The organism is Terriglobales bacterium (assembly GCA_035543055.1).
In the GTDB taxonomy this organism is placed as follows: Bacteria; Acidobacteriota; Terriglobia; order Terriglobales; family Acidobacteriaceae; genus JAIQFD01.
Map to the genome: position 1 here is coordinate 1 of DATKKJ010000178.1, position 22,425 is coordinate 22,425.

Here is a 22,425-nt window from a genome sequence, read left to right on the forward strand (position 1 = left end):
AAAGAGGGCCGCTTCCTGAAGGCGGATGGCGGCACGCTGTTCCTCGATGAAGTCGGGGACATGAGCTTGAAGACGCAATCCAAGGTGCTGCGCACGCTCGACGAGCAGAGATTCACCCCGGTGGGCAGCGAGGAGCCCATCAGCGTGGATGCCCGGGTCATCGCCTCGACCAACAAAGACCTGGAAGAGGAGATCTCCAAAGGGAATTTCCGCGAGGACCTGTTCTACCGCCTGAACGTGATCCCCTTCTTCGTCCCCCCGCTGCGCGAGCGCAAGGAAGACATCCCGCTGCTGGCGCGGCATTTCCTGCGTGAGGTCTCGCTGACCTACAGCCGCCGCCCCAAGGAGATGCACGATGACACGGTCGAGGTCCTGATGCGCTACTCCTGGCCGGGGAACGTGCGCGAGCTGCGCAACGTGATCGAGCGCATGGTCATCATGAACCCCACCGCGCAGAAGCTGGAGCGCAAGCACTTGCCGCCGCTGGTCTATCGCGACGGCTCACGCCGGGCGCACGCCGAGTTCTCGACCCTGCACCAGGCGCGCGAGGCCTACGAGCGTGACTACATCCTCAAGAAGCTAGACGAGAACCACGGGAATGTTTCGCGTACGGCGGAGGTGCTGGGACTGGAACGCTCCCACCTGTACCGGAAGATGAAGACGCTGGGAATCGCGGTAAAGGAATAGGAAGCAGGGTGCAGGGTGCAGGAGGCAGGAAGCAGGAGGCAGGAGGCAGGAAGCACGACGTCGAACCTAATGGATGTGGGAGAAAGCTGAAATTGCGGTGACGAACACATTTCGTGACTTGATTGCTTGGCAGAAGGCCAAAACGCTGGCTCGGGACATCTACCTCGCAACACGGAGCTTCCCGACGGAGGAGCAATACGCGCTAAGAGATCAGCTTCGCAAGGCTGTCATTTCCGTTTCGTCGAACATTGCCGAAGGGAAAGGGAGAGCCACGCAGAGGGACTTTTGCCACTTCCTCGTACAGGCGCGAGGCTCTTTATACGAGGTCGAAAGCGAGCTAGAGATTGCGAGGGACTTGCACTACATCACCGATACCGAGGCAGATCAACTGGTGGCGTCGTGCAACGAGGTGGCGCGGGTTCTTAACGGCCTGATTAATTCAACAAAGACCGCGGCTTAGTCTTCCTGCCTCCTGCCGCCTGCCTCCTGCAAACCCTCGAGCTGCTTTCTCCAGTCCAGCTCCTCCAGGAACTGCCGTGACTCGCGCCAGTTCGGCCGGACCTTCACGAACAATTCCAGGAACACCCTGGTCCCCAGCAGGCGCTCGATCTCCTGCCGCGCTTCGGTGCCGATGCGCTTGATCATCTCCCCCCGCCGGCCGACGATGATCTTCTTCTGCCCGTCACGCTCGACATAGACGGTGGCGGCGATGCGGGTGAGCCTCGGCTCTTCCTCCCAGCGCTCCACGATCACGGTGGTCGCGTAGGGCACTTCCTCGGCGGTGTCGAAGAGCACTTTCTCGCGCACGATCTCGGCAGCCAGAAAGCGCTCCGGCTGGTCGGTGAGCTGGTCCTTGGGGAAATACCGCGGACCCTCGGGAAGATTCCCGATCACCTTGTCCAGCAGCAGTTCGAGGCCATCGCGCTTGGCAGCGGAAATGGGGATGATCTCTTTGAAGTCGTGCTGGCGGCTCCATTCCGCGATGATAGGCAGCAACTTCTCCTTGGCTACCAGGTCGATCTTGTTGAGCAGCAGGAACGCCGGCCCGCCCGTCTTCTTCAGCAAGTCGAGGGAGAAGCGGTCGCCGGCGCCGAACTTCTGGGTGACGTCCACGATCAGCAGCACCAGATCGCGCGATTCCAGCGCGTCGTGCACCTCGCGCATCATCCTCTTGTTGAGCGGCGTATCCGGCTTATGGATCCCGGGAGTGTCGATGAAGATGATCTGGCCCGCGGGCCGGCCTTTCTGGGGGGCGACATTCACGAAACCCTGGATGCGGTTGCGGGTGGTCTGCGGCTTATGGGTGACGATGGCGAGCTTTTCGCCCACCAGCGCGTTCAGCAGCGTGGACTTCCCGGCATTCGGACGGCCGATGATGGAGACGAACCCGGAGCGGAAGGCCATCAGGCCCTCGCCTGTTGGGGTAAACGCGAGCTGATGCGCAGCCGCTTGACCCGCCGCTGCGAGGAGTCCAGCACCTCGTAGCGCAGGCCGCCCTCCTCCACGACTTCGCCCTTCTGCGGAATGTGCCCCACGATCTCGCTGACCAGGCCGGCGACGGTGGTGGCCTCGCGCCCGTCGGGGCGGATGTGGAAGAGCTCGTCCAGCCGGTCCACGTCCATGGTGCCGGGGACGATGTAGGAGGTGTCGCTCTCGCGCACGATGTCGGACTTGGCCTCGTGCTCGTCGCGGATCTCGCCCACGATCTCCTCCACCAGGTCCTCCATGGTGACCACGCCGGCCACCCCGCCGTACTCGTCCACCACGATGGCCATGTGCATGTTCTGGCTCTGCAGCTCGCGCAACAGGGTGCTGACGTGCATGGTCTCGGGCACGAAGAGCACGGGACGCATCAGCTTCTCGACCGTCTGCACACCCGCCTCGGAATCGCTGACCTGCAGCGCGTCGTGCGCCAGCACGATGCCCTTGATGTTGTCGATGGTGCCGTCATAGACGGGCATGCGCGAGAAGGGGCGGGTGCGCTGGGATTCGATGAACTTCTCCACTGTCATCGAGACGGGAACGGCGGCGATGTCGGGGCGCGCGGTCATGACCTCGCGCGCGGTCTTGTCGCCGAACTCCACCACCGACTGGATCAGCCGCCGGTCGCTCTCCTCCAGGATGCCCTCTTCCTGCCCCGCTTCGATCAGCGCGTCCACCGCCTCCGAGGGATGTTCCGGCTCCTCCGGCTCCTGCGCCTCGGCCAGCGCGGCCACGGAAAGCGCGAACCCAAGCACCAGCGTGACCGGGAATACCAGGTAGATGAGCGCGCGCAGCGGGATGGTGAAATGGGCCAGCCACCGGCCGCTGGTCCGGGTGAAGAAAACGAAGGGCAGCAGGCGGTTGAAGACCACGATGATGATCACCAGGCAGACCGCTGCCTCCAGGACCTCCGCCAAGTCCCAACGCCCATCCTCGAAGATGGAGTATCCGATCATCAGCGCGATGGCCGCCGTGCTGAGCTGGGTGAGCACCGCCATGGAGAGCTGGGCGCGCGCGCGGCTGACCCCGAGCCGGGGCTCGATGCGCTGCTCGAAGGCCTCGATGTTGTCCTGGAACTCACGGGAGAGAAACTTGCCCATCTCGGTGTACACACGGTCCACGTAGGAGACCAGGGCAAGCAGGGCCAGCAGCGCTGCCATGGCGACAATGAATCCGGCGCTCATGACCGCGGCCTCCGCCCCGAACCGTTGGCACGCTCGGTCAGAGATGTGGGCAATCCGAGATTGCGCCGCAAGCGTTGCTCCTTGCGCGCCATCTCGCCCTGGTCGCGCTCGTGGTCGTATCCCGCCAGGTGCAGCACTCCGTGAAGCAGCAGCAGCTTCAGTTCGTCCACCGTGCTGTGGCCGAGCCGGCGGGCATTGCGCGAGGCTGTGGCAGCCGAGATCGCGATGTCCCCAGCGAAGTCTGGGTCAGGCCCGGGGAAGGAAAGCACGTCGGTGGGCTTGTCCTGGTGTCGGAATTGCCGGTTCAGGCGGCGCAATTCGGCGTCTCCGGTCACCAGCACGTTGACTTCGCCGCGCAAACCGGCAGCCCGGCGGGCGCGGCCGGCAAAGCGCTCCAGCGCCGTCCGGCTGACGCCCGCGATCGGATGTCGAAGGATGACCATCGTGCCAAAAGCGACGGGAGGGCCATCAGCCCTCCCGTCTGATATTGTACCCGCCTCTATTCCTCGTAGCGATACTCTTGCGCAGGCTCCGGGCTGGCTTTGCCGTTCCCCTTCCCGTTCGTTTCCCCATTGCCCTTCGTGCCCAGCTCCAGCGAGAGCTGCGCTTCGGCGGCAGCCTTGTGGGTGTCGTAGGCTACGATGATGCGCTGCACCAAGTGGTGGCGTACCACGTCGCTCTCGTCGAAGTACGAGAACGCGATCCCCTCGACCCGCTTGAGCACGTCGATCGCCTCCAGCATGCCGCTGCGCCTGGAGCCCGGCAGGTCGATCTGGGTGATGTCGCCGGTGATCACCGCCTTGGAGTTGAAGCCGAGGCGGGTGAGCACCATCTTCATCTGCTCGGGGGTGGTGTTCTGGGCCTCGTCCACGATGACGAAGGCGTCGCTCAGCGTCCGGCCTCGCATGAAGGCGATGGGAGCGATCTCGATGACGTTCTTCTCCAGGTAGCGGTCCACCCGCTCCTGGTCGAGCAGGTCGTAGAGCGCGTCGTACAGCGGGCGGAGGTACGGGTCCACCTTCTCCTGCAGCGTTCCCGGCAGGAACCCCAGGCGCTCGCCGGCTTCGACCGCCGGACGCGCCAGGACGATGCGGTTCACCTGCTTGGCCAGCAGCGCGCCGATGGCCATGGCCACCGCCAGGTAGGTCTTCCCCGTGCCCGCCGGCCCGATGCCGAAGACCATGTCGTGCTTCTCGATGGCCTCGATGTAGCGGCGCTGGTTGACGCTCTTGGGCTGCACCACGCGCTTGCCGAAGGAGCGCTGCCGTCCGGCTTCCGCCAGACTCCGGAGGCTCACGTTGGGATCGCCGATCACCACCCGCAACAGCGAACCCAGGTCGCCGTTATTGAAGGTGAATCCGTTGCGCTGCAGATGGTCATAGTCGGCGAGCACCCGCTCGGCCCGCGCCACATCCTCGGCGGCGCCCTCGATCTCCACGGAGTCCGCTTTCAGGTCGATGGTCACGTTCAGGCCGTCTTCCAGCAGGTGCAGGTTTTCGTCCCGCGTGCCGAAGAGGGTTTCGATCTTGGGAAAGATATCCAGGTTCTTCTTCATCTAATTCTCGGGCGGTCCCTCCAACAGGGCGTCAGGCACACGTGCGTCGCACCTGCTCGCAGACATAAGGATTTGGGGGAAGCTGGCAGGCAGTACCGCTCGTCCAACAGGAGCTACTACCATTAGCCGTAGAGTACCCCGCTGCTAAGGGGGAGTCAACAACTCCGGGTGCTGCGCCTGGTTCCAAGGTATCTCGCTGGCCGATTCGGTGAGCGGAAAACCCACCCGGAATGGGTTGCCGCTGGTTTTCGGCCAACCCATCCCGCGGGCGCCAGGGCCTGAGTCGACCGTATAGGAGGGCCATGACTGGTTGATGCACAAGCGGTTAAGACTGTATGAATGCGGTTGGCGACCCGGGTACTCCCTCCCACAGCCGGGCAAACGTGCTACACTGTAAGTGCGCTTAACCACGGTTGCGTGTGGTGTGAGTTTTAAGTTGTTCTGAGATTCCCGCCTATCCGTCCCTTCCGTCCAGTTTCAGCGTACATCTAGAAAACGACTGGCCATCAAGTCGCTGCCGCATACGTGCGCGGCGCGCCAGACAGAAAGTAGTGGTAATGCGAAACTTTTCGGAGCTGCCCCTCTCGCCCTATATCCAGGAGCGACTCTCGGCAGCCCGCTTCACGGTGCCTACCCCGGTGCAGGCCGCCGCCATCCCCCAAGCCCTTCAGGGCAAGGATGTGCTGGCGACCGCCCAGACCGGCACTGGCAAGACTTTGGCCTTCCTGATCCCGATCATGGAAGACTTTCTCAACAACCCCCCTCAGGGGATCGCGGCGCTGGTCCTGGTGCCTACCCGCGAACTGGCCATGCAGGTGGCCGAGCAGTACGACGCCTTGCGGGGCAAGAAGCTCTCCCCGGCAGCGCTGGTCGTCGGTGGGCTGTCGGAGGGCGCGCAACTCAGCGCGCTCCGCGGCGGCGCCCGCCTGGTGGTGGCCACGCCCGGCCGCCTGGAAGACTTCCTGGAACGCCGCTTGATCGACTTCCGCAGTCTGCGCGTGCTCATCCTGGACGAAGCCGACCGGATGCTGGACATGGGCTTCCTGCCCTCGCTCCGACGGATCGCCCGGGTGCTCCCCAAAGACCGCCAGACCATGTGCTTCTCGGCGACCCTGGAAGCGTCGGTCGCCCACCTGGTCAACGATTACACGCGCAAGCCGGTGCGGCTGGCCTTCGGGTCCACGCTGAAACCGTCGGAGAATGTGCGGGTGCAGGCCTTCGAGGTGTCGAAGGACAGCAAGCAACAGGTGCTGCAAAGATTGCTGAACCGCGAGACTGGGCGCTGCCTGGTCTTTGCCCGTACCAAGCGCGGCACCGAGCGGCTGGCCAAGCGGCTGGCGCGCGAAGGGTTCTCGGCGGCCATGATCCACGGCGACCGCTCGCAATCGCAGCGCACGGCAGCCCTATATGGCTTCCAGCAGGGCCGATTCCAGGTGCTGGTAGCGACCGACCTGGCCTCCCGCGGCATCCACGTGGAGGACATCGCGCACGTCATCAACTACGACCTGCCGCAGATCGCGGAGGACTTCATCCACCGGGTAGGGCGCACCGGCCGCGCCGGCGAGCACGGCGTCGCTTCCACTCTGTACCTGCAGGATGAATGGAGCGAACTGAAGGACTTGGAGCGTACACTGGGTATTCGCATGGAGCTCAAGGATGCCGATACCGAATTCTCTGGCAAGAAGAGCTATGCCGCGGCCCCGGCTGCCGGCATCGCCTCAGCCCCTCGTACGCGGATGGCCCGGCTGCCCGGGGAGGTCCTGCAGTTGCACGCCGAGATGGCGTAGGCCCGCTCTTGAGCGGAGACTGACAGAGTGAATGAGTCGGCAGGCGCCGCGGGAGTGGCGCCGCCGCCGGCCGCATAGAGGTGACCATGGCAGGAAATACTTTCACAAAGCGTCAGAAGGAGCGCGCGCGGCAGGAAAAGCAGCGTGATAAAGCTGCACGCCGGCTGCAGCGCAAGCAGGAAAAGACGCCGCTAAAGTCGTTGGACGATCTCATCGCGCCCCTGGAGGAAACTCATCCGGACTTGCAAGACGCGCCCGAGGATGAACCACAGGCTGCCGGCGAAACCACCCTCCCCTAGCGCCCTGGCGCCGAAGTCCCCGCCGCGTCCGCCAGTGATGCCGGCACCGCTCGCTTGCTGGCCCAATCCCGAAGTTGCTCGACATCTTCAGCGCGGGTGGCGGAGAGTGGCACCGTGGCCTTGATCTCTTCCAAAACCGTTTCCGTGGACATCGGCTTCTTGGCTGCGTAAGCGGCATACATCGCCGATTGCACCGTCGCCTCGATCTCGGCCCCGGAATAGCCCCGGGCAGCGGCCGCGAGGCGGTCCAGATCGAAATCCTGCGGGTTCCGCTTCCGCTTGGCCAGGTGCAGGGAGAAGATGGCCTTGCGCTCGGCCGTGTTCGGCAGATCGACGAAGAAGATCTCGTCGAAGCGGCCTTTGCGCATCAGCTCCGGCGGCAGCACGGTGACGTTGTTGCAAGTGGCAGCCACGAAGACCGGCGACTTACGGTCCTGCATCCAGGATAGGAACGAGCCCAGCAGGCGCGACGACACCCCGGCGTCCACCGATGCGGAATCGGGGCCGCTGCCGGCAAAGACCTTCTCCAGTTCGTCGATCCACAGCACCACCGGCGCCAGTTGCTCCGCCACCCGGAACAGCTTCTGGATGCGCTTCTCGGTCTCGCCGATGTACTTGTCGTAAATGGCCGAGGTGTCGAACTTGGTGAGCGGGAGCTTCCAGTCGCCGGCGATGGCGCGGGCGCACATGCTCTTGCCGCAGCCCTGCACCCCCATGATGATGACGCCGCGCGGCGGCTCCAGCCCGAACTGCCGGGCGGCGTCGTCGAAGGCGCCGCGCCGCTTGCCCAGCCAGCGCTTCAGGTTCTCCAGCCCGCCAATGGCGCTCAGGTTGACCGTGGCATCCACGAACTCCAGCATGCCGGTGCGCCGCAGGATGTCCTTCTTGGCCTCAAGCACGTCGGTAACGATCTCCGGGCAGAGGGCGTAGCGTGTGACCAGCGCCTGCGCCACCGCGCGCTCGGCTTCTTCCTCGGTCAGGCCGCAGAGGTTCGCCGCCATCTGCTCCACCACCGCTCCGTCGGCGTTTCTCTTAAGAGTGTGGGACTTCGCGACCCGCGCGAACGTCTCCTCGACGATGTCGTGCAGCCGCGTGCGGTCGGGCAACGGAAAGTCGAGGAACTCGACTTCCTTCTCCAGCTCCGGGGGCATCTTGATGGCCGGCCCGGTCAGCACCAGGGCCCGGCGCGAGGCCGCGAAGTACTGCACCACATCGCGCAGGCGGCGGATGACTACTGCATCCTCGAGATGCCGATGGAAGTCTTTGAGGACGAAGACCGCGTCGAGGGTGAGGGTCTCGATGTGGGCCAGGGCGGCCGCCGGCTCGCGGGTATTCATGATGGTCTGGCCCGCGCCTTGGGCGGAGCTCTCCATCACGCCGAGATTGACCGCCTGGTTGACGGCGGCCTGCAACTGGTCGCGGCGCATCCCGGTGGCGCTCGATCGCGAGGGCGCGACCGCGCTGCGCATCAGCCCGTCGGCGATGCTCCACTCGAACAGGGGCAGGCTCAGCTCGGCGCAGGTCTGGCGCACCAGCGCCAGCACCCGCGCTTCCTCCACCGTCTCCACGGCCACGATGGGGGTGCTGGAATTGATCAGGACCTTGAGGCGATCGCCGGGATCCATGCGTCTCTCGCCGCGGGGCCGCGCGAGCTGCGGTTTGACCGCGTTCGAAGGCGTCCGCTACAATACTAGATTCGGGTACCCCGGAAAATCTATTTCAGAGGACAGTCAGCAGCATGGCAAACCATTTTTCGGCGCTCAAGCGCGCCCGGCAGACGGAAAAACGGAGCGCGCGCAATCGCACCAGCAAGTCGCGGCTGCGCACCGAGTTGCGCCGCCTGCGCGAGAGCCTGGCCGCCGGCGACAAGGCCAAGGCCGGCGAGACCTTCCGCAGCACCGTGTCCGCCATCGATAAGGCCATCCAGAAAGGCGTCATCCACCAGAACACCGCGGCGCGCTACAAATCGCGCCTCAGCGCCCGCCTGGCCGCGTTGAAGTAGCCATCAGCGCTCAGCCATCAGCATTCAGCAATGGAACGGCAGGGAGAGGCCGCCGTTTCGCATTTATTCACCACTGAGTCTTATTTCTTCTCCGTGCCTCTGTGTCTCTGTGGTGGGTGCTTCTTGATGTCCAGTGGCGGAAAGCCTTTGATGGCGATGCCGAAGTGCACCCGCAGGAAGCGCTCGAACTGCTCGTCGGAAGTGATCTCGGTTTCCGTCCGCTTCCCCTCCTCGGTGACCACCAGCGCGGTGCCGGTCAGGGTGATGCGCCCGCTGGTCGTCGCCTTGGAACATACCCGCCGGTACGTGAACGTCGAGTGTGGCGAGGTCTGGTGATAGACGCACATCTCGGCGTAGTCGCCGAACTTGTGCGGGACCAGGTTGAATAGGAACTTGTGCTCCAGGCGGCCGTCTTCGCGGCGCAACAGCAGGTAATCTTCCTTTTCGCGGACGATCTGGTACTCGAGCCCGCGGTCGAACTGCGGCTCCGTGGTGTCTAACCGCAGCGGCTCCAGGAACGAGTCTCCGAAGCCGACGTCGGCGAGCCAGCGCACGCCGTCCAGCCGCACCAGCAGCAGCATGTGGTCGAACTCCGGACCGTAGCCGCCGTCGCCGCGGGCCACCCGCCCCGACAGCATGTCCAAGTCGAACCCGATCTCGCGCAAAGCCCAGGCAAAGAGCCCGTTGTGCTCGTAACAGAAGCCGCCGCGATGCCGCCGCACCATCTTGGTGTAAATGCGCGGCAGCTCCAGCCGGACCTCGCGCTTCAGGGGGATATCGAGGTTCTCGAAGGGGATGGTCAGCAAGTGCTGGCGGTGGATGGCGCGCAGGACCTCGAGGGTCGGCACGGTTGGGCCCGAGTATCCGATCCGATCGAGATATGACCGAAGATCCACGTCAGGGGGTAGGTGGTAGCTGGTAGAAGTAGGAGCCCGGATCAGCGCAAGGAATTGATCAACCCATTGACCAACCTAGCGACTTCATCGCAATCCTCCAAAATGTGCTTGGCCTGAGCCTGTTCGATGTACTTGAAATCGGCCGCGAGGCGGACCTGAGTTTCAACCTCGTATAGAGAACCTCTCGCCTGTGTTAGGAAGTGGCAGAAATCACGTTTTGATCCACGCCCACGTCCCTCAGCAATATTGCTGGGTACTGACACTGATGCCCGGCGCAACTGGGTAGTCATCCCGCGCTCCTCGTGATCAGGAAAATGCAGGGTGACCCGGTGGATGCTGTGCGCCAAATCCATGGCCTTTTGCCATGCAACCAGGTTGGAAACGCTCTCGGGCACGACTCCTACCTCCTACCACCTACCCCTACCTCCTACACGGGCAGCTCCGTCTGCTCCCACGCCGGCGGCAGCACTTTCGGCTCTGACGCCAGTTCCAGCACCAACTGCTCCAGCACAAAGCGCTTGCTCGGCGGATTCGAGCGCAATGCCAGGTCGGCTCTGGCGATCAGGCGCAGGGCGCGGGTGATGTCGCGGCGTGACTTGTAGCGGCGCGCCTGACGGATGATGTCCTCGGCGGCGAAGGGCGGCACGCGGAACCCCTGCCACAGCGCCTGCCAGATGGCGCGCGAGTCGCGCACGTTCTTTTCCAGGATCACCAGCATCTGACGGAAGGTCTTGGCCAGCATGTAAAGGTGCCCGATGGCGGCCTCCTCGCCTTCGCTGGAATGCAACAACGCGTCGAGCACCGCCAGGGCTCGCGTGCGGTCGCGGGCGGAGATGGCGTCGGTCAGCTCGTAGAGCGAGCGCTGCTTGGCCGCCAGGACCATGGTTTCCACGTCGGCCAGCGTAATCCGCTTCTTCTCCCCCACGTAGAGGACAAGTTTCTCGAGCTCATTCGAGACCAGCATCATGTCGGCGCCCAGCGAGTCCACCAGTTCGCGGGCGGCATCGGCGTCCACCTTGATGCCGCGCGCGGAGGCGGCGTCCACGATCCAGCGCATTCCTTCGCTCTCATCTACCCGCGCCAATTCGACCATCCCGCAGTACTCGCCCAGGGTGTCGCGGATGCGCTCGTAGCGGTCCTTGTCGGTCAGTTCCATGCGCCGCACATCGGCGGGAATGCTGATGTGGTCGGCGATGAAGATCAGCACCGCATTCGGATTCGGGTCCTTCACGTAGGCTTCGATGGCGGAGAACTCTTCGTCGTGCGAGCCGCGGCCGTAGAGGTTCTTGACCCCGCGCACGAAGAACACCTGGAAGGGCGCCATCAGCGACGGCGTGCGTGCCCGGTCCAGGATCTCGTGGACGGTGGTGTCGGCGAGGTCGAATTCGTAGAGGCTGAGCTCGCGCAGGTCGGCCGGCACCATGTGCTCGATCAGCGCCCGCCGGCAGCGGTCGCGGAAGAAAGCCTCGTCTCCGACGAAGACATACGCCGGGCGCAGCTTGCGCTCCTTGACTTCGGAGACAAACCGATCGCTGGGAGCGAAGCCGCGCGACGCCACTAGTAGGCCTCCACGATGTTCGACACCAGAGTGCGCGCGAAGTCACGCGACATGCGGTCCACCGCCGGAGAATCTTCCTCGAAGAACGAGGTGATCTCGCGCGAGATCTGGTACTGCTCGCGGAACTGGTAGTTCTGGTTCTCGAACAGCACTTTGCCCTGGCGGTCCACCAGCGACACGCGCATGGTGACGGTCACCAGGCCCGAGGACGCCCGGCCGGTGCGTGAATCGTAGGTCAGAGGCGCGAGCTCGGCCCCGACCACGGTGCCGTGCAGCACGGCATCGGCGTCTCCGCCCTCCCGGTTCAGCACCCGGTAATTGGTTCGCGCCGCGAATTCCCGCACCACCGCCCCGGTGAGCACCTGCTCGATGCGATAGGTCTGGGTCTGGTTCGCGAATCCGGGGACGGCGATGGTGTGAAGGTCCTGGGGCAGGCGCGTCGCCTTGCCCGCGGTCTTGTAGCCGCAGCCAGTCAGGGTAAGCGCGAACACAGCTACGCTGACTAACGCCAGGCCTAGTCGACCGCAGTTTGTGGAGGTCCCTCGCTGCGCTCGGGATTTCGGCAGCGGGCTCCCGCTTCGGCTCCCTCTGGTCGCCTTGCTCACGCCCGCTAGACGCCTCAACTTCACTGCACCTTTCCCTGCGGCCGCGAAGCTGCCAGCGATGCCGCGCAATCCACCGCCGTCTGGGCGGCCAGCCGCAGATTGTCGGCCGTGGCCCAGATCCAGAACCCGTTCTCGTGCTGCACATCCCGCCGCAGGGTGAGCAGGATATCGTCCTGTCCGGCGGCGTTCACGTTGCTGGGCGCGTCCTCCGCCAGGCGCGCCACCACCACGTGCTCGCCGCTCACCGCCTGGGTGAAGTCCGCCAGCGGCACCCGTTTTTCCAGCTCAATGTAAACCGAGAATCCGTGCGCGTGGAAGATGGGCGCCTGCAGCAGCATCAGCGAAGGCACCGGAGCCCGCCCACCGACGATCCGCTGGTAGTGCGCGATCACCCGCTGCTCCACCGCTTCCACCGTCGGCTCCGACTTCTCCCCGTAGCGCGAGATGATGTTGAACGCCACCTGCGAATCGAAGACGCTCTTGGGCAGTTGCTGGAAGCTGAGCAGGTTGACGGTCTGCTCGTGCAGCTCATCCATGCCGCGGCGCCCGTGCTCCGAGGCCGGCTCGAAGACCGTAGCCGCCGCCACGCGGATCGGCCCCGCCTTCTGCACCCGCAGCAGGAGCAACCCCAGGACCATCGCGGCCGGATGGGCGATGACGGTGGTGGCCGACTCCAGCTCCGGCTGCGGCTGGGTCCCCAGCTCGCGCTCGATCCAGGGCGCGCGCACCACGCTGCCCGCTTCGTCCTCCAGCGCGTATGACAGGTCCACGATCGCGGCGCCTGCGCCCTTCGCCAGCTTCCAATTCCGCCGCGTGAACTCGCTGTCCGAGGCGAAGAAGGCGAAGTCCACCTTGCCGAAATGTTCCGGCATCACGCTCTGGATGAACGTGACCTCGTCGCCCACCGCGTCCAGTTGTCCCAGCGATTCGTCGTCGTCCAGCAGCCGGGTGTCGGCGGCGGGGAAGTTGCGCTCCGCCAGCACGTCCTTGAGTTCCTTCCCTTTCAGAGTCGCGGCGCCCACGATGGCCACGCGGAACCATCCCGCCGGCAGGTCCACGGTGGTCTCCGGCTTTTCCCGCGGAGTCATCGCGCCTCCGGCGCCTCGGTGTAGGTGGGCGGCGGCGAACCCTTCCGCCGCAACACGTAGAACAGGCGCGCCAGCACCCCGGAAAGCATGTACGCGATGGCGATGAAGAAGAGACTGTAGTTGGAATAGAAATAGATGGACGCGATCAGCAGGCCCATGAAGATGACCACGCGGAAGGGCCGGCGCGAGCGGAAATCGATGTCCTTGAAGCTGTAGAACCGCCAGGTGCTGACCATCAGGAAGCTGATGGCGAACAGCAGCAGGAGCCAAAGCGCGCCCAGCCACCACGGCCCCCACAGCGAGGAGCCGATGGGCGCGCCGCGCGCCAGGTGGACGACCGCCGCCACGATGCCCGCCCCGGCGGGGATGGGCATGCCCACGAAGTATTTCCTCCCCGGCCGGCCGGGATTCGACGGCTGCGGGTTGGCCTGGATGTTGAAGCGCGCCAGCCGGGCGACGCCCGCCGTCAGGAAAACGAAGCAGGCCAGCCACCCGAAGCGCAACAGGTTCATGCGTATCTCAGGATCGGCCATGGGGGGCAGCAGGTGGAAGCCCCACATCCAGGCCAGCACCGCCGGCGCCACCCCGAAGGTGATCGCATCGGCCAGCGAATCCAGTTCCCTGCCGAAGTCGCTGGTGGTGTTGGTCATGCGCGCAATGCGCCCGTCCAGTCCGTCGAGCAGCACGGCCACCCCGATCAGCTTGGCGGCCACGTCGAAGTGGTTATAGTCCGAGATCGTGCCCTGGATCGCCTGGCTGATCGCGTAAAACCCCAGGAAGATGTTGCCGCCGGTGAACATCGAGGGCAGCAGGTACATCCCTTTGCGCAGGCGCCGGCGATTCGCCCCCGTGCCCGGGATCTGGAGCTGCTCGCTCATCGGCGTCCTCCCGCGGGAACAGCCGCCAGCTTGGCTTCGCTCCCAGTTGCGCCGGCTGGCGCCACCGGCAGGATCGCCAGGATACTTCTTCCCCCCGCGACGTGCTCTCCGACCTTCACCGCGACCTCAGACTCGACCGGGAAGATGACGTCGGTGCGCGACCCGAACTTGATCATGCCCACCCGCTCGCCGCGCGCTACCCGGTCGCCGACCTTCCTGGTGAATACGATACGCCGCGCCAGCAGCCCCGCAATCTGCTTGAACACCACCGTGTGCCCCTCCCCCTCCACGGTCACGATATTCTGCTCGTTGCTCTCCGACGACGCCGCGCCCATCGCGTTGTGGAAGGTACCCGTGCGGTACTCGACCTTGCGGATCGTGCCCGCGATCGGCGAGCGGTTCACGTGCACGTCGAAGACGCTCAGGAAGATGCTGATGCGCTTGCGCGGAACGCCCTCGACCTCGATGGTGGAAACGTCCGTGACCTTGCCGTCGGCGGGTGACACCAGCGCGCCCGCCGTGGCCGGGATCTGACGTTCCGGATCGCGGAAGAACCAGAGGAAGAAGGCCGCCAGGACCAGGGGCAGCAGCCCGGCCCAGGGGACGGTCAGCCAGGCCACGATCACCGCGGCCACCGTGAAGCCCAGCCCGTAATAGATACCGTCGCGCACCATGGGGAAACATCAAGATTATATTCGGCTTGGCGGAGTCACCGCACCGCGCATTGTGCAGGACCTCTAAAACACGAAACCTCCCGCTCACGGCGGGAGGCCGTAGGTTACAGCGCGATGAATTACGCGACCTGGTGGTCGCGGCGGAACGCTTGCTCGATCGCCTCCATCTGGTCCTTGAGGCGAAGTTTGAGCTTCTTCAGACGCACTTCCTCCAGCTTTTCGTCTTCGGAGAGAAAGCGTTTCTGGATCAGGGAATCTAGTCTTTGTGCGTACTGCGCGTGTTCCTGGGCGAGCCTGCGGAACTCATCGTGGTGGGAAAGCAACTGGTCGCGTACGGGAGAAGCCATCCACAGACCTCCAACGTGACCACAAAACGCTAGCACACGCCTCGACGCCCTTCAACCCCTTTTGAGGGTGGTTGTGGAAAATTTATGCCGAAATAGTAAGCCATCCTCCGGCGGATCCGCGTAGTACGACTTCCTCCGTCCGGCGGCCACGAACCCCCATTTCTCGTAAAGCCGCCTGGCCACCCGGTTCGACTCACGGACTTCGAGAAATACGGAGCGCGCGCTCCGCATTTTGGCCATGTCCAAAAGCCCACCAACCAGCTGCGAGCCCAGCCCACGGCGCTGCGCCGGACCGGCGACTGCCAGATTCTCGATCTCCCACTCGTCGCCCAATACCCGGGCCACGATGAACCCCAGCACCGTCTCCGCCTCGACCACCAGCGAGACCCGCTCCGGAGTGGCGCCTGGCTCCAGCGCCGCCCGGTATTGCCCTTCTTGCCAATGTGCGGCGGTCGGCGAGTCCTCTTCAATCGCCATCAGCATCCGGATGTCATCCAGGGTAGCGGCACGCACGCGGCTCATGGCTTGGGCGCGCTGAAGATCTCGGCGTCGGAGCGCCGGATGTAGTTGGCGTCGAGTTGTTCGGGCGTGACCGTGACGGCCTGCGCGATCTTCTCTGCCCCGATGCGGGCGATGACCGCGCTGTCGGGCCGGGGACACTCAAGAGTTTCCGCCGCGCCGCGCAGCAAGTCGGCGATCGACCCTTCGCAGCAGATGACGCGTGCTCCGCGCAATCCGCTCACCGCCTCCGTCCGGCCGGCAACGCTTTCTCGCAGGCAGGCGGCTTGCACCTGTCTTCCATTGCTCCGGACTTCATACTCCGCGACGAACACCTCGCCGCGCCCGGCGTCGAGCGCGCAAGCCACCTTCCCTTCCTTGCCTGCGCTGATGGCCATGGCCTCCAGCACGGTCGTGGCCGCGATGGGTTTGTGCAGGATCTCGGCCAGCCCCTTCACCGCCGCCAGGCCCACCCGCAGCCCGGTGAACGACCCCGGACCGGAGACGACCGAGAACCCATCAAGATCGGATTTCTTCAGCTTGTGGTCGGCCAGCAGTCGCGCGATCTGCGGCACCAGCTGCGCCGAGAACATGCCGCCCTCGAGCGGAGCGCACCCCAGCACCCGCTCGTCACGCACCAGCGCGATGCTGCCCTGCTTCCACGAGGTATCGACGCCTAGCACAAGCATGGATAATGCGGTGCACGCGAGATGCTTCGCGGCTGAAGCCGCTCAGCATGACGCCAAACATTGGACGGCGTCACCCTGAGGAGCTTCAGCTCCGAAGGATCCCGCGCGCAGCCACCTAAACTCCCTTGGGCGCTGCCTGCACCAGCTCCAGCAGCACGCCCCCGGCGCTCTGCGGGTGGACAAAGACGTACATGTGCCCGCCGGCGCCGATCTTCACGTCCCCGGAGATCAGGCGCACTCCTTGCTGCTTCAGCCGCTTCACCGTGGCGCTGATGTCGTCCACCCGCAGAGAAACGTGGTGCAGCCCCTCGCCCCGCTTCGCCAGGAATTTCGCGATAGGCGACTCCTCGCTGGTCGGCTCCAGCAGCTCGATGCGCGATTCCCCCAGCGGCACCATGGCCAGCCGGACCTTCTCCGCTTCCACCACTTCCTCCGGCATCACTTCCATGCCCAGCTGCTGGTAGAACTTTTTGGCCTGCTCCAGCGACTTGACCGCGATCCCCAGATGATCGATAGCGAACATGAGTGCCTCACTCTGTACCGCTGCCGTCTCGGCGGCTGTCGTGGGGGCGTCTCGCCCGCACACCCGAGGACGAGACGTCCTCGGCACAGCCAGCGGGACGCCAGCGGTACGGATCCATCACTTCCCCAAACTGCTGACGATCTCCTGCACCAGGGCGTACGGATCGCGCCGGTGCTCGACGATCTCGGCGGCGTACTGCGACACCGCCCCGTCGCCCATCCGCTCCCGCATGGCGCGCTCCAGCAACGCCTCGCGCAGCATCTCCACCAGGCGCTCCCGCCAGCTCTCGATCTTCTTCTTGTGCAGCAGCTTCGATTTGCCCAGGAATTCCTCGTACTGCGCGATGGCCCCCGCCAGCTCAGGCACGCCGGTCGCCTCGGTGGCCACCGTCTTCACGATGGGAGGCGTCCAGCCATCGGCCCGTTGCGAGATAGACTGCATGGCCCGAATCTCCCGCTCCACCCGCTCCGCGCCTTCGCGGTCGCTCTTGTTGATGACGAAGACGTCGGCGATCTCCATGATGCCGGCCTTGATGGTCTGCACGTCGTCGCCCATCCCCGGCACCAGGATCACCACCGTGACGTCGGCCAGGCGCACGATGTCGATCTCGTCCTGCCCCACCCCCACGGTCTCGATCAGGATCAGGTCTTTCCCGGACGCATCGAGCACGGTGGCCACGTCGGCGGTGGTCCGGGCCAGCCCGCCCAGGAAGCCGCGCGTGGCCATGCTGCGGATGTAGATGCCGGTGTCGGCGTGGTGGGCCTGCATGCGGATGCGGTCGCCCAGGATAGCGCCGCCGGTGTACGGGCTGGTCGGGTCCACCGCGATGATGCCCAGCGTCTTGCCGTGCTTGCGGTATTCGCGCGCCAGCACGTCCACCAGCGTGCTCTTGCCTGCTCCCGGGGGGCCCGTCAGGCCGATGATGCGCGCCTTGCCGCTGTATGGGAACAGCGCCCGCAGCAGCGGCAGGGCCTCGGCGGTGTTGTCCTCGATGGCGGAGATGGCCCGCGCCAGCGCCCGCATGTCGCCCGACCGGATCTTCTCGATGAACTTAGTGAGCTCGCTCAGATGACTTCTCCGCTGGACGCCTAAACGCGACAGTATAAATGACAGCAACGGAGACGCAGTGCCACGAAAATCGAAGGCGTCATGCTGAGCGGCTTCGGCCGCGAAGCATCTCGCGTGGATCATGCGAAACCTGCACGCGAGATCCTTCGGGCCTGAAGGCCCTCAGGATGACGCACCTCTGATTTAATCTTTAAGCAGCTGCCGCGCGATCACCAGGCGCTGGATCTCGCTGGTCCCTTCCCCGATGGTGCACAGCTTCACGTCGCGGTAGAACTTCTCCGCTGGATAGTCCTTCACGAAACCGTAGCCGCCGTGGATCTGCACGCCCTCGTTGGCGCAGCGCACCGCCACCTCGCTGGCGTACAGCTTGGCCATCGAGGACTCCTGCGTCGTCTTCATCCCTTTGTCTTTCATGTCGGCGGCCCGCATGGTCAAGAGGCGCGCGGCGTCGATCTCGGTGGCCATGTCGGCCAGCTTCCACTGGATGGCCTGGAACTCGCTGATGAACTTCCCGAATTGCTTGCGCTGTTTGGAATATTTCAGCGCCGCCTCGTACGCGCCCTGGGCCATGCCCAGCGCCAGCGCCGCGATCGAGATGCGCCCGCCGTCCAGCACCCGCATGGCGTCGATGAAGCCGTCGCCTTCCTTGCCCACCAGGTTTTCCAGCGGGATCTCGCAGTCCTCGAAGATCAGCTCCGAGGTGTCGCTGGCCCGCAGGCCCAGCTTGTTTTCCTTCTTCCCCGGCCTGAAGCCCTTGGTCCCCTTCTCCACCACGAAGGCGGAGAGCCCGTGGGTGTGCGCCGTTTTGTCGGTCACCGCGATCACCAGCACCACGTCGGCGTAGTGCCCGTTGGTGCAGAAGGTCTTGGTCCCGTTGAGCACCCACTTGTTGCCTTTGCGGACGGCGGTCATGCGCGCCGAGCCCGCATCCGAGCCGGCGCCCGGCTCAGTCAGACCCCAGGCGCCGATGAATTCGCCGGTCGCCAGCTTGGGGACGTACTTCTTCTTCTGCTCCTCGCTGCCGGCGATGAAGATGTGATTGCTGCACAGCGAGGTGTGTGCCGCCACGATGATGCCGACCGAGCCGTCCACCCGCGAGAGTTCTTCGATGGTGGTGACGTACTCGACGTAGCCCATCCCCGCGCCGCCGTATTCCTGGGGGAAGATGACGCCCATCAGCCCCAGCCGGCCCAGCTCCTTGATGGTGGCGCAGGGGAACTGCGAGGCCTCGTCCCACTCCATCACGTGCGGCAGGATCTCGCGCTCGGCGAACTCGCGCACGCTCTTCTTCAGTTGCAGCTGCTCATCGTTCGGTAAGAAGTCCAAGACGGCTCCTCCTGCGCCTGGGTCAGAAGTATAAGCAAAACCAGCAGTGACCCAAACATTCTCTTATAGCACAGGAAACGTCCTGCACGGCAGTAGGAGCCTCATCACCAAGGTCACCGCCCGGGGGTTCACATTTCTCACTAGAAACAAGAAACAAGAAACTGGAAACTGGTTCATGCCCGCGCGCCGCCTCATCCTCATCTACAGCGCCGCCTTCCTGCGCTCCATGAGCATCGGCCTGCTCGGGGTGGTGCTCGCCGTCTATCTCTCGCGGCTGGGATATTCCTCGACCCTGATCGGCGTGGTGCTGGCCGCTGGGCTGGCGGGCGGCACGGTGGCGACAGCGTTCTCCAACCATCTCGCGCGCCGGCTGGGCACGCGCCAGGTGCTGATCGGCGCCGCGCTGTTCTCGGCGGTGGGCGGCATAGGCCTGGCGCTGCTGCGCTCACCGGCGGCCATGGTCCCGCTCGCCTTCGCCTCCATGCTGAACGGGATGGGTACCGACCGCAGCGCATCGTTCGCCATCGAGCAGGCCATCATCCCTTCGCTGGTCGGCGACGAGCGGCGTACCTGGGCGCTCTCCTGGTACAACGTCGCCCTCGACACCTCGGGGGCCCTGGGGGCCTTGTCCGGCGCGTTGCCCGTTCTGCTGCAGCGCTGGGCCGGGCTCGATTTGCTCAGCGCGTATCGCTGGATCTTTGGCGGTTATGCGGTCGTGAACCTTGCCTGCAGCGTGCTCTACGCTTTTCTCGACAGGCACGCCGGCGGGACGGATCTCGCGGCTGTCCCCGAAGTCAGCCGTGAGAGCAAGCGCATCGTCCGCAAGATCGCGCTGCTTTTTGCCCTCGATTCCACCGGCGGCGGGTTCCTGGCCGACGCGCTGCTGGCCTACTGGTTCTTCCATCGCTTCGGCGTCGACGAGAAGCAACTCGGCCTGCTCTTCTTCGTGGTCCGGGTGTTCAATGCGCTGTCGCACCTGGGAGCGGCCTGGCTGGCCCGGCGCATCGGCCTGGTGAACACCATGGTCTTCACCCACCTGCCGTCCAGCATCTTCCTGCTGTTTGTGCCCCTGGCGCCAAGCTTCAAGCTGGCTGCCATCCTGCTGCTGGCGCGCGAGGCTCTGGTGGAGATGGACGTGCCGACCCGGCAGTCCTACGTCGCCGCTATGGTCGCGCCCCACGAGCGCGTCTATGCCAGCAGCCTGACCAATGTCTCGCGGACAGGCGCTTGGGCCGTGAGTTCCTCTCTAGCTGGAGTGCTGATGCAGCACGTCGCGTTCTCGGCGCCGCTGCTGCTGGGAGGCAGTCTGAAGATCCTCTACGACGGCCTGCTCTATCGCTCGTTCCGCCACCTCAAGCCGCCGGAGGAGCGATAGACGGGCAGCGCCTCACTTGACGGCCTGGAGGATCTCTTCTGCGCTGGGAAGATGGCCGGCCTGCTGGGCGGAGAAAACCATCCGGCCGTCCACAAAAACGTCGAGGGCGCCGGGAGAACCCCATTTGATTTTGGCGTCGACCCCGGTCGCCTGTTGCAGCTGCTTTCTTAGCTCGCCCGCCCGGGCGCGGATGTCGCCTCAAAAGAAGCAGCGCTTGATCTCGATCTTCATGCCCGCGCCCGTTCCTCGCGGGCCAGCTTCTCCGCTTCGGCCGCCAGCCGGTCGAACCACAGCTTGTACACCTCGACCGTCTTCTCCTGCATGCCCTTGCCGATGAAGAGCGAGCCGAAACCCGAGAGCGTCTCCCAGGTCTTCATGACGGTGCCGTCGCCGTTCTGCTCGAAGGTGAACCAGTGTTCGCCGGTCACCAGGTTTCCCCTGCCCACCCACGCCACCTTGTTGGCGGACCCCTCCAGCACCTCGCAATCGAACGCCAGGCGGCGCGGGCGCTCCAGCTCCATCCGGAAATGGCTGCCCTTCTGCCAGGGTTCCCCGCTGGTCCACTTGCTGCGGGCCACGCTCGGGTTCCACCACGCCCACTGTTCCAGTTTCTGGAACACCTGCCAGATGTGTTCCGGACGGCACTTGGCCGTCGCCTCGTATTCCAGTCTGATGCTCATGAGCCCTCTGACTCCCTTAAAGCGATGCTTGAACCCTGGCGATAGATTCCATTGAACGAACGCTCGTTAATTGTTCCACGTGGAACTTCACCCGCAGACCTGCCGCAGGGCCTCCAGTGCCCGCCCACACGCCGCCCGGTCCACATCCATGTGGGTCACCAAGCGCATGTTCTCCGGGTCGATGCCGTTGATCAGCACGCCGCGTTCCGCCAGCCCGCGCGAGATCTCCGCCGAGGTCTTTCCCGTCCGGGCAACATTGAAGACGACGATATTGGTCGCCACCTTGGCCGGGTCCAGCGCGATGCCGGGGACCCTCGCCAGCTCGCCCGCCAGCCAGCGCGCGTTCTCGTGGTCGTGGTGCAGGCGCCGCGGCATCTCCTCGACCGCGATCAATCCCGCCGCCGCCAGCACGCCCACCTGCCGCATGCCGCCGCCCAGAGCCTTGCGATACATCCGCGCCTGGTCGATCAGCTTCCGGCTGCCCACCAGCATGGAGCCGACCGGCGCGCCCAGGCCCTTCGACAGGCAGAACATCACCGAATCGAACTTGCGGGTGATCTCGGCCACCGGTTTGCCGAGCGCCGCGGCGGCATTGAAGATACGCGCCCCATCCAGGTGCACCGGCAGCCCGGCGTCGTGGGCGCCGTCGCAGATCTCCTCCGCCACCTCGGTCGGATACACCGTGCCGCCGCCCATGTTGTGCGTGTTCTCCAGCTCCACCAGCCCGGTCTGCGCCACATAGTACGTCTTGGGCCGGATCTTCTTCTTGATCTCGCTCCAGCGCAGGATGCCGCTATCGCCGGGCAGCGCGCGTGGGATGCAGCCGGAGAAGTGCGCCATCATCGCCATCTCGTAATCGAGGACGTGCGAACGCGCCTCGCAGATCACTTCCTGCCCCGGGCGGGTGTGGCACTTGATGGCGATCTGGTTCCCCATGGTGCCGGTGGGGACGAAGAGGGACGCCTCGCGCCCGAAGATCTCAGCCGCCCGCTGCTCTAGCCGGTTGACCGTGGGGTCCTCGCCATAGACGTCGTCGCCGACCTCGGCCTCGGCCATGGCGCGGCGCATCGCCGGCGTCGGGCGAGTGACGGTGTCGCTGCGCAGGTCCACGGTGGCCGCGCGCCGCTGCTCGTCTTGCTTCTGGATTTCCCCCGTGCTGCCGGGCACGGTGCTGCTCTTCATAGGCGGGATCCCGTAAGAGAAAAGAATAACAAATCGCAGCGC

The 22,425-nt window shown here is 64.9% G+C and carries 26 protein-coding genes; 6 read left to right on the forward strand and 20 right to left on the reverse strand.

The window, feature by feature from the left end; all coding sequences use genetic code 11:
* Positions 1-687: sigma 54-interacting transcriptional regulator (locus VMS96_11670; GenBank protein ID HVP44082.1), on the forward strand; the 687-nt coding region annotated here is incomplete at its 5' end.
* Between the two features lie 73 nt (positions 688-760).
* Complete coding sequence (locus tag VMS96_11675) at positions 761-1,147, forward strand: four helix bundle protein (GenBank protein HVP44083.1); 387 nt, start codon at positions 761-763, stop codon at positions 1,145-1,147.
* Here VMS96_11675 and era read toward each other — a convergent pair.
* The 4 genes from era to VMS96_11695 are packed head-to-tail and all read right to left on the reverse strand — an operon-like array spanning position 1,144 to position 4,908.
* Entirely contained in the window at positions 1,144-2,091 is a 948-nt protein-coding gene (gene era / locus VMS96_11680; GenBank protein HVP44084.1) for a GTPase Era, read from the reverse strand. The genes VMS96_11675 and era overlap by 4 nt on opposite strands.
* Positions 2,091-3,353 carry a hemolysin family protein gene (locus VMS96_11685; protein HVP44085.1) on the reverse strand — a complete coding sequence of 421 codons (1,263 nt, stop codon included), beginning with the start codon at positions 3,351-3,353 and terminating at the stop codon, positions 2,091-2,093. The genes era and VMS96_11685 overlap by 1 nt, the downstream gene beginning before the upstream one ends.
* Complete coding sequence (gene ybeY, locus VMS96_11690; GenBank protein HVP44086.1) at positions 3,350-3,796, reverse strand: rRNA maturation RNase YbeY; 447 nt, start codon at positions 3,794-3,796, stop codon at positions 3,350-3,352. Before ybeY ends, VMS96_11685 begins: the two co-directional genes overlap by 4 nt.
* A gap of 56 nt (positions 3,797-3,852) precedes the next feature.
* Positions 3,853-4,908, reverse strand: a complete 1,056-nt coding sequence (locus VMS96_11695) for a PhoH family protein (GenBank protein ID HVP44087.1) — start codon at positions 4,906-4,908, stop codon at positions 3,853-3,855.
* Between the two features lie 557 nt (positions 4,909-5,465).
* On the opposite strand from VMS96_11695, the gene VMS96_11700 reads away from it, so the two are divergent.
* Together VMS96_11700 and VMS96_11705 are read left to right on the forward strand one after the other, a co-directional pair.
* On the forward strand, positions 5,466-6,695 hold the full coding sequence (locus VMS96_11700) for a DEAD/DEAH box helicase (GenBank protein ID HVP44088.1): 1,230 nt from the start codon (positions 5,466-5,468) through the stop codon (positions 6,693-6,695).
* Positions 6,696-6,781: 86 nt separating this feature from the next.
* Positions 6,782-6,994 carry a hypothetical protein gene (locus VMS96_11705; GenBank protein HVP44089.1) on the forward strand — a complete coding sequence of 71 codons (213 nt, stop codon included), beginning with the start codon at positions 6,782-6,784 and terminating at the stop codon, positions 6,992-6,994.
* Here VMS96_11705 and VMS96_11710 read toward each other — a convergent pair.
* Positions 6,991-8,619 carry an AAA family ATPase gene (locus VMS96_11710; GenBank protein ID HVP44090.1) on the reverse strand — a complete coding sequence of 543 codons (1,629 nt, stop codon included), beginning with the start codon at positions 8,617-8,619 and terminating at the stop codon, positions 6,991-6,993. The two genes, VMS96_11705 and VMS96_11710, sit on opposite strands and share 4 nt — an antisense overlap.
* 113 nt (positions 8,620-8,732) lie before the next feature.
* Here VMS96_11710 and rpsT point away from each other — a divergent pair, with 113 nt between their 5' ends.
* A complete protein-coding gene (gene rpsT / locus VMS96_11715) occupies positions 8,733-8,996 on the forward strand; it encodes a 30S ribosomal protein S20 (GenBank protein HVP44091.1) in 264 nt (87 codons plus the stop codon).
* An 80-nt stretch (positions 8,997-9,076) separates the two neighbouring features.
* Here the strand turns inward: rpsT and VMS96_11720 are convergent, their stop codons facing one another.
* From VMS96_11720 to VMS96_11780, 13 genes are all read right to left on the reverse strand, one after another.
* Complete coding sequence (locus VMS96_11720; GenBank protein ID HVP44092.1) at positions 9,077-9,844, reverse strand: arylamine N-acetyltransferase; 768 nt, start codon at positions 9,842-9,844, stop codon at positions 9,077-9,079.
* 89 nt (positions 9,845-9,933) lie between these two features.
* The gene (locus VMS96_11725) at positions 9,934-10,287 is read right to left on the reverse strand and encodes a four helix bundle protein (protein HVP44093.1); all 354 of its coding nucleotides are present in this window, start codon (positions 10,285-10,287) and stop codon (positions 9,934-9,936) included.
* 32 nt (positions 10,288-10,319) lie between these two features.
* Positions 10,320-11,450, reverse strand: coding sequence for a DNA polymerase III subunit delta (holA, locus tag VMS96_11730; GenBank protein ID HVP44094.1), 1,131 nt, complete (start codon positions 11,448-11,450; stop codon positions 10,320-10,322).
* Complete coding sequence (locus tag VMS96_11735; protein HVP44095.1) at positions 11,450-11,941, reverse strand: LptE family protein; 492 nt, start codon at positions 11,939-11,941, stop codon at positions 11,450-11,452. The genes holA and VMS96_11735 overlap by 1 nt, the downstream gene beginning before the upstream one ends.
* 134 nt (positions 11,942-12,075) lie before the next feature.
* A complete protein-coding gene (locus VMS96_11740) occupies positions 12,076-13,143 on the reverse strand; it encodes an Asd/ArgC dimerization domain-containing protein (GenBank protein ID HVP44096.1) in 1,068 nt (355 codons plus the stop codon).
* Positions 13,140-14,021: a CDP-diacylglycerol--serine O-phosphatidyltransferase gene (gene pssA / locus VMS96_11745; GenBank protein HVP44097.1), complete on the reverse strand. Its 882-nt coding sequence runs from the start codon at positions 14,019-14,021 to the stop codon at positions 13,140-13,142. The genes VMS96_11740 and pssA overlap by 4 nt, the downstream gene beginning before the upstream one ends.
* Positions 14,018-14,695, reverse strand: a complete 678-nt coding sequence (locus VMS96_11750) for a phosphatidylserine decarboxylase family protein (GenBank protein HVP44098.1) — start codon at positions 14,693-14,695, stop codon at positions 14,018-14,020. Before VMS96_11750 ends, pssA begins: the two co-directional genes overlap by 4 nt.
* A gap of 119 nt (positions 14,696-14,814) precedes the next feature.
* The gene (locus tag VMS96_11755; GenBank protein HVP44099.1) at positions 14,815-15,042 is read right to left on the reverse strand and encodes a DUF465 domain-containing protein; all 228 of its coding nucleotides are present in this window, start codon (positions 15,040-15,042) and stop codon (positions 14,815-14,817) included.
* Between the two features lie 51 nt (positions 15,043-15,093).
* Positions 15,094-15,564, reverse strand: a complete 471-nt coding sequence (gene rimI / locus VMS96_11760) for a ribosomal protein S18-alanine N-acetyltransferase (protein HVP44100.1) — start codon at positions 15,562-15,564, stop codon at positions 15,094-15,096.
* The gene (tsaB, locus tag VMS96_11765; GenBank protein HVP44101.1) at positions 15,561-16,229 is read right to left on the reverse strand and encodes a tRNA (adenosine(37)-N6)-threonylcarbamoyltransferase complex dimerization subunit type 1 TsaB; all 669 of its coding nucleotides are present in this window, start codon (positions 16,227-16,229) and stop codon (positions 15,561-15,563) included. Before tsaB ends, rimI begins: the two co-directional genes overlap by 4 nt.
* Before the next feature lie 115 nt (positions 16,230-16,344).
* Positions 16,345-16,752, reverse strand: coding sequence for a methylmalonyl-CoA epimerase (gene mce, locus VMS96_11770; GenBank protein HVP44102.1), 408 nt, complete (start codon positions 16,750-16,752; stop codon positions 16,345-16,347).
* A gap of 117 nt (positions 16,753-16,869) precedes the next feature.
* Positions 16,870-17,943 (reverse strand): methylmalonyl Co-A mutase-associated GTPase MeaB, encoded by a 1,074-nt coding sequence (meaB, locus tag VMS96_11775; GenBank protein HVP44103.1) that lies wholly within the window; start codon positions 17,941-17,943, stop codon positions 16,870-16,872.
* A gap of 60 nt (positions 17,944-18,003) precedes the next feature.
* Positions 18,004-19,146 carry an acyl-CoA dehydrogenase gene (locus tag VMS96_11780; GenBank protein ID HVP44104.1) on the reverse strand — a complete coding sequence of 381 codons (1,143 nt, stop codon included), beginning with the start codon at positions 19,144-19,146 and terminating at the stop codon, positions 18,004-18,006.
* Between the two features lie 175 nt (positions 19,147-19,321).
* On the opposite strand from VMS96_11780, the gene VMS96_11785 reads away from it, so the two are divergent.
* The gene (locus VMS96_11785) at positions 19,322-20,521 is read left to right on the forward strand and encodes an MFS transporter (GenBank protein ID HVP44105.1); all 1,200 of its coding nucleotides are present in this window, start codon (positions 19,322-19,324) and stop codon (positions 20,519-20,521) included.
* Between the two features lie 227 nt (positions 20,522-20,748).
* On the opposite strand, the gene VMS96_11790 is transcribed toward VMS96_11785, so the two are convergent.
* Together VMS96_11790 and VMS96_11795 are read right to left on the reverse strand one after the other, a co-directional pair.
* Positions 20,749-21,201 carry an SRPBCC family protein gene (locus tag VMS96_11790; GenBank protein HVP44106.1) on the reverse strand — a complete coding sequence of 151 codons (453 nt, stop codon included), beginning with the start codon at positions 21,199-21,201 and terminating at the stop codon, positions 20,749-20,751.
* A gap of 87 nt (positions 21,202-21,288) precedes the next feature.
* A complete protein-coding gene (locus VMS96_11795) occupies positions 21,289-22,383 on the reverse strand; it encodes a GntG family PLP-dependent aldolase (protein HVP44107.1) in 1,095 nt (364 codons plus the stop codon).
* Positions 22,384-22,425: the final 42 nt, after the last annotated feature.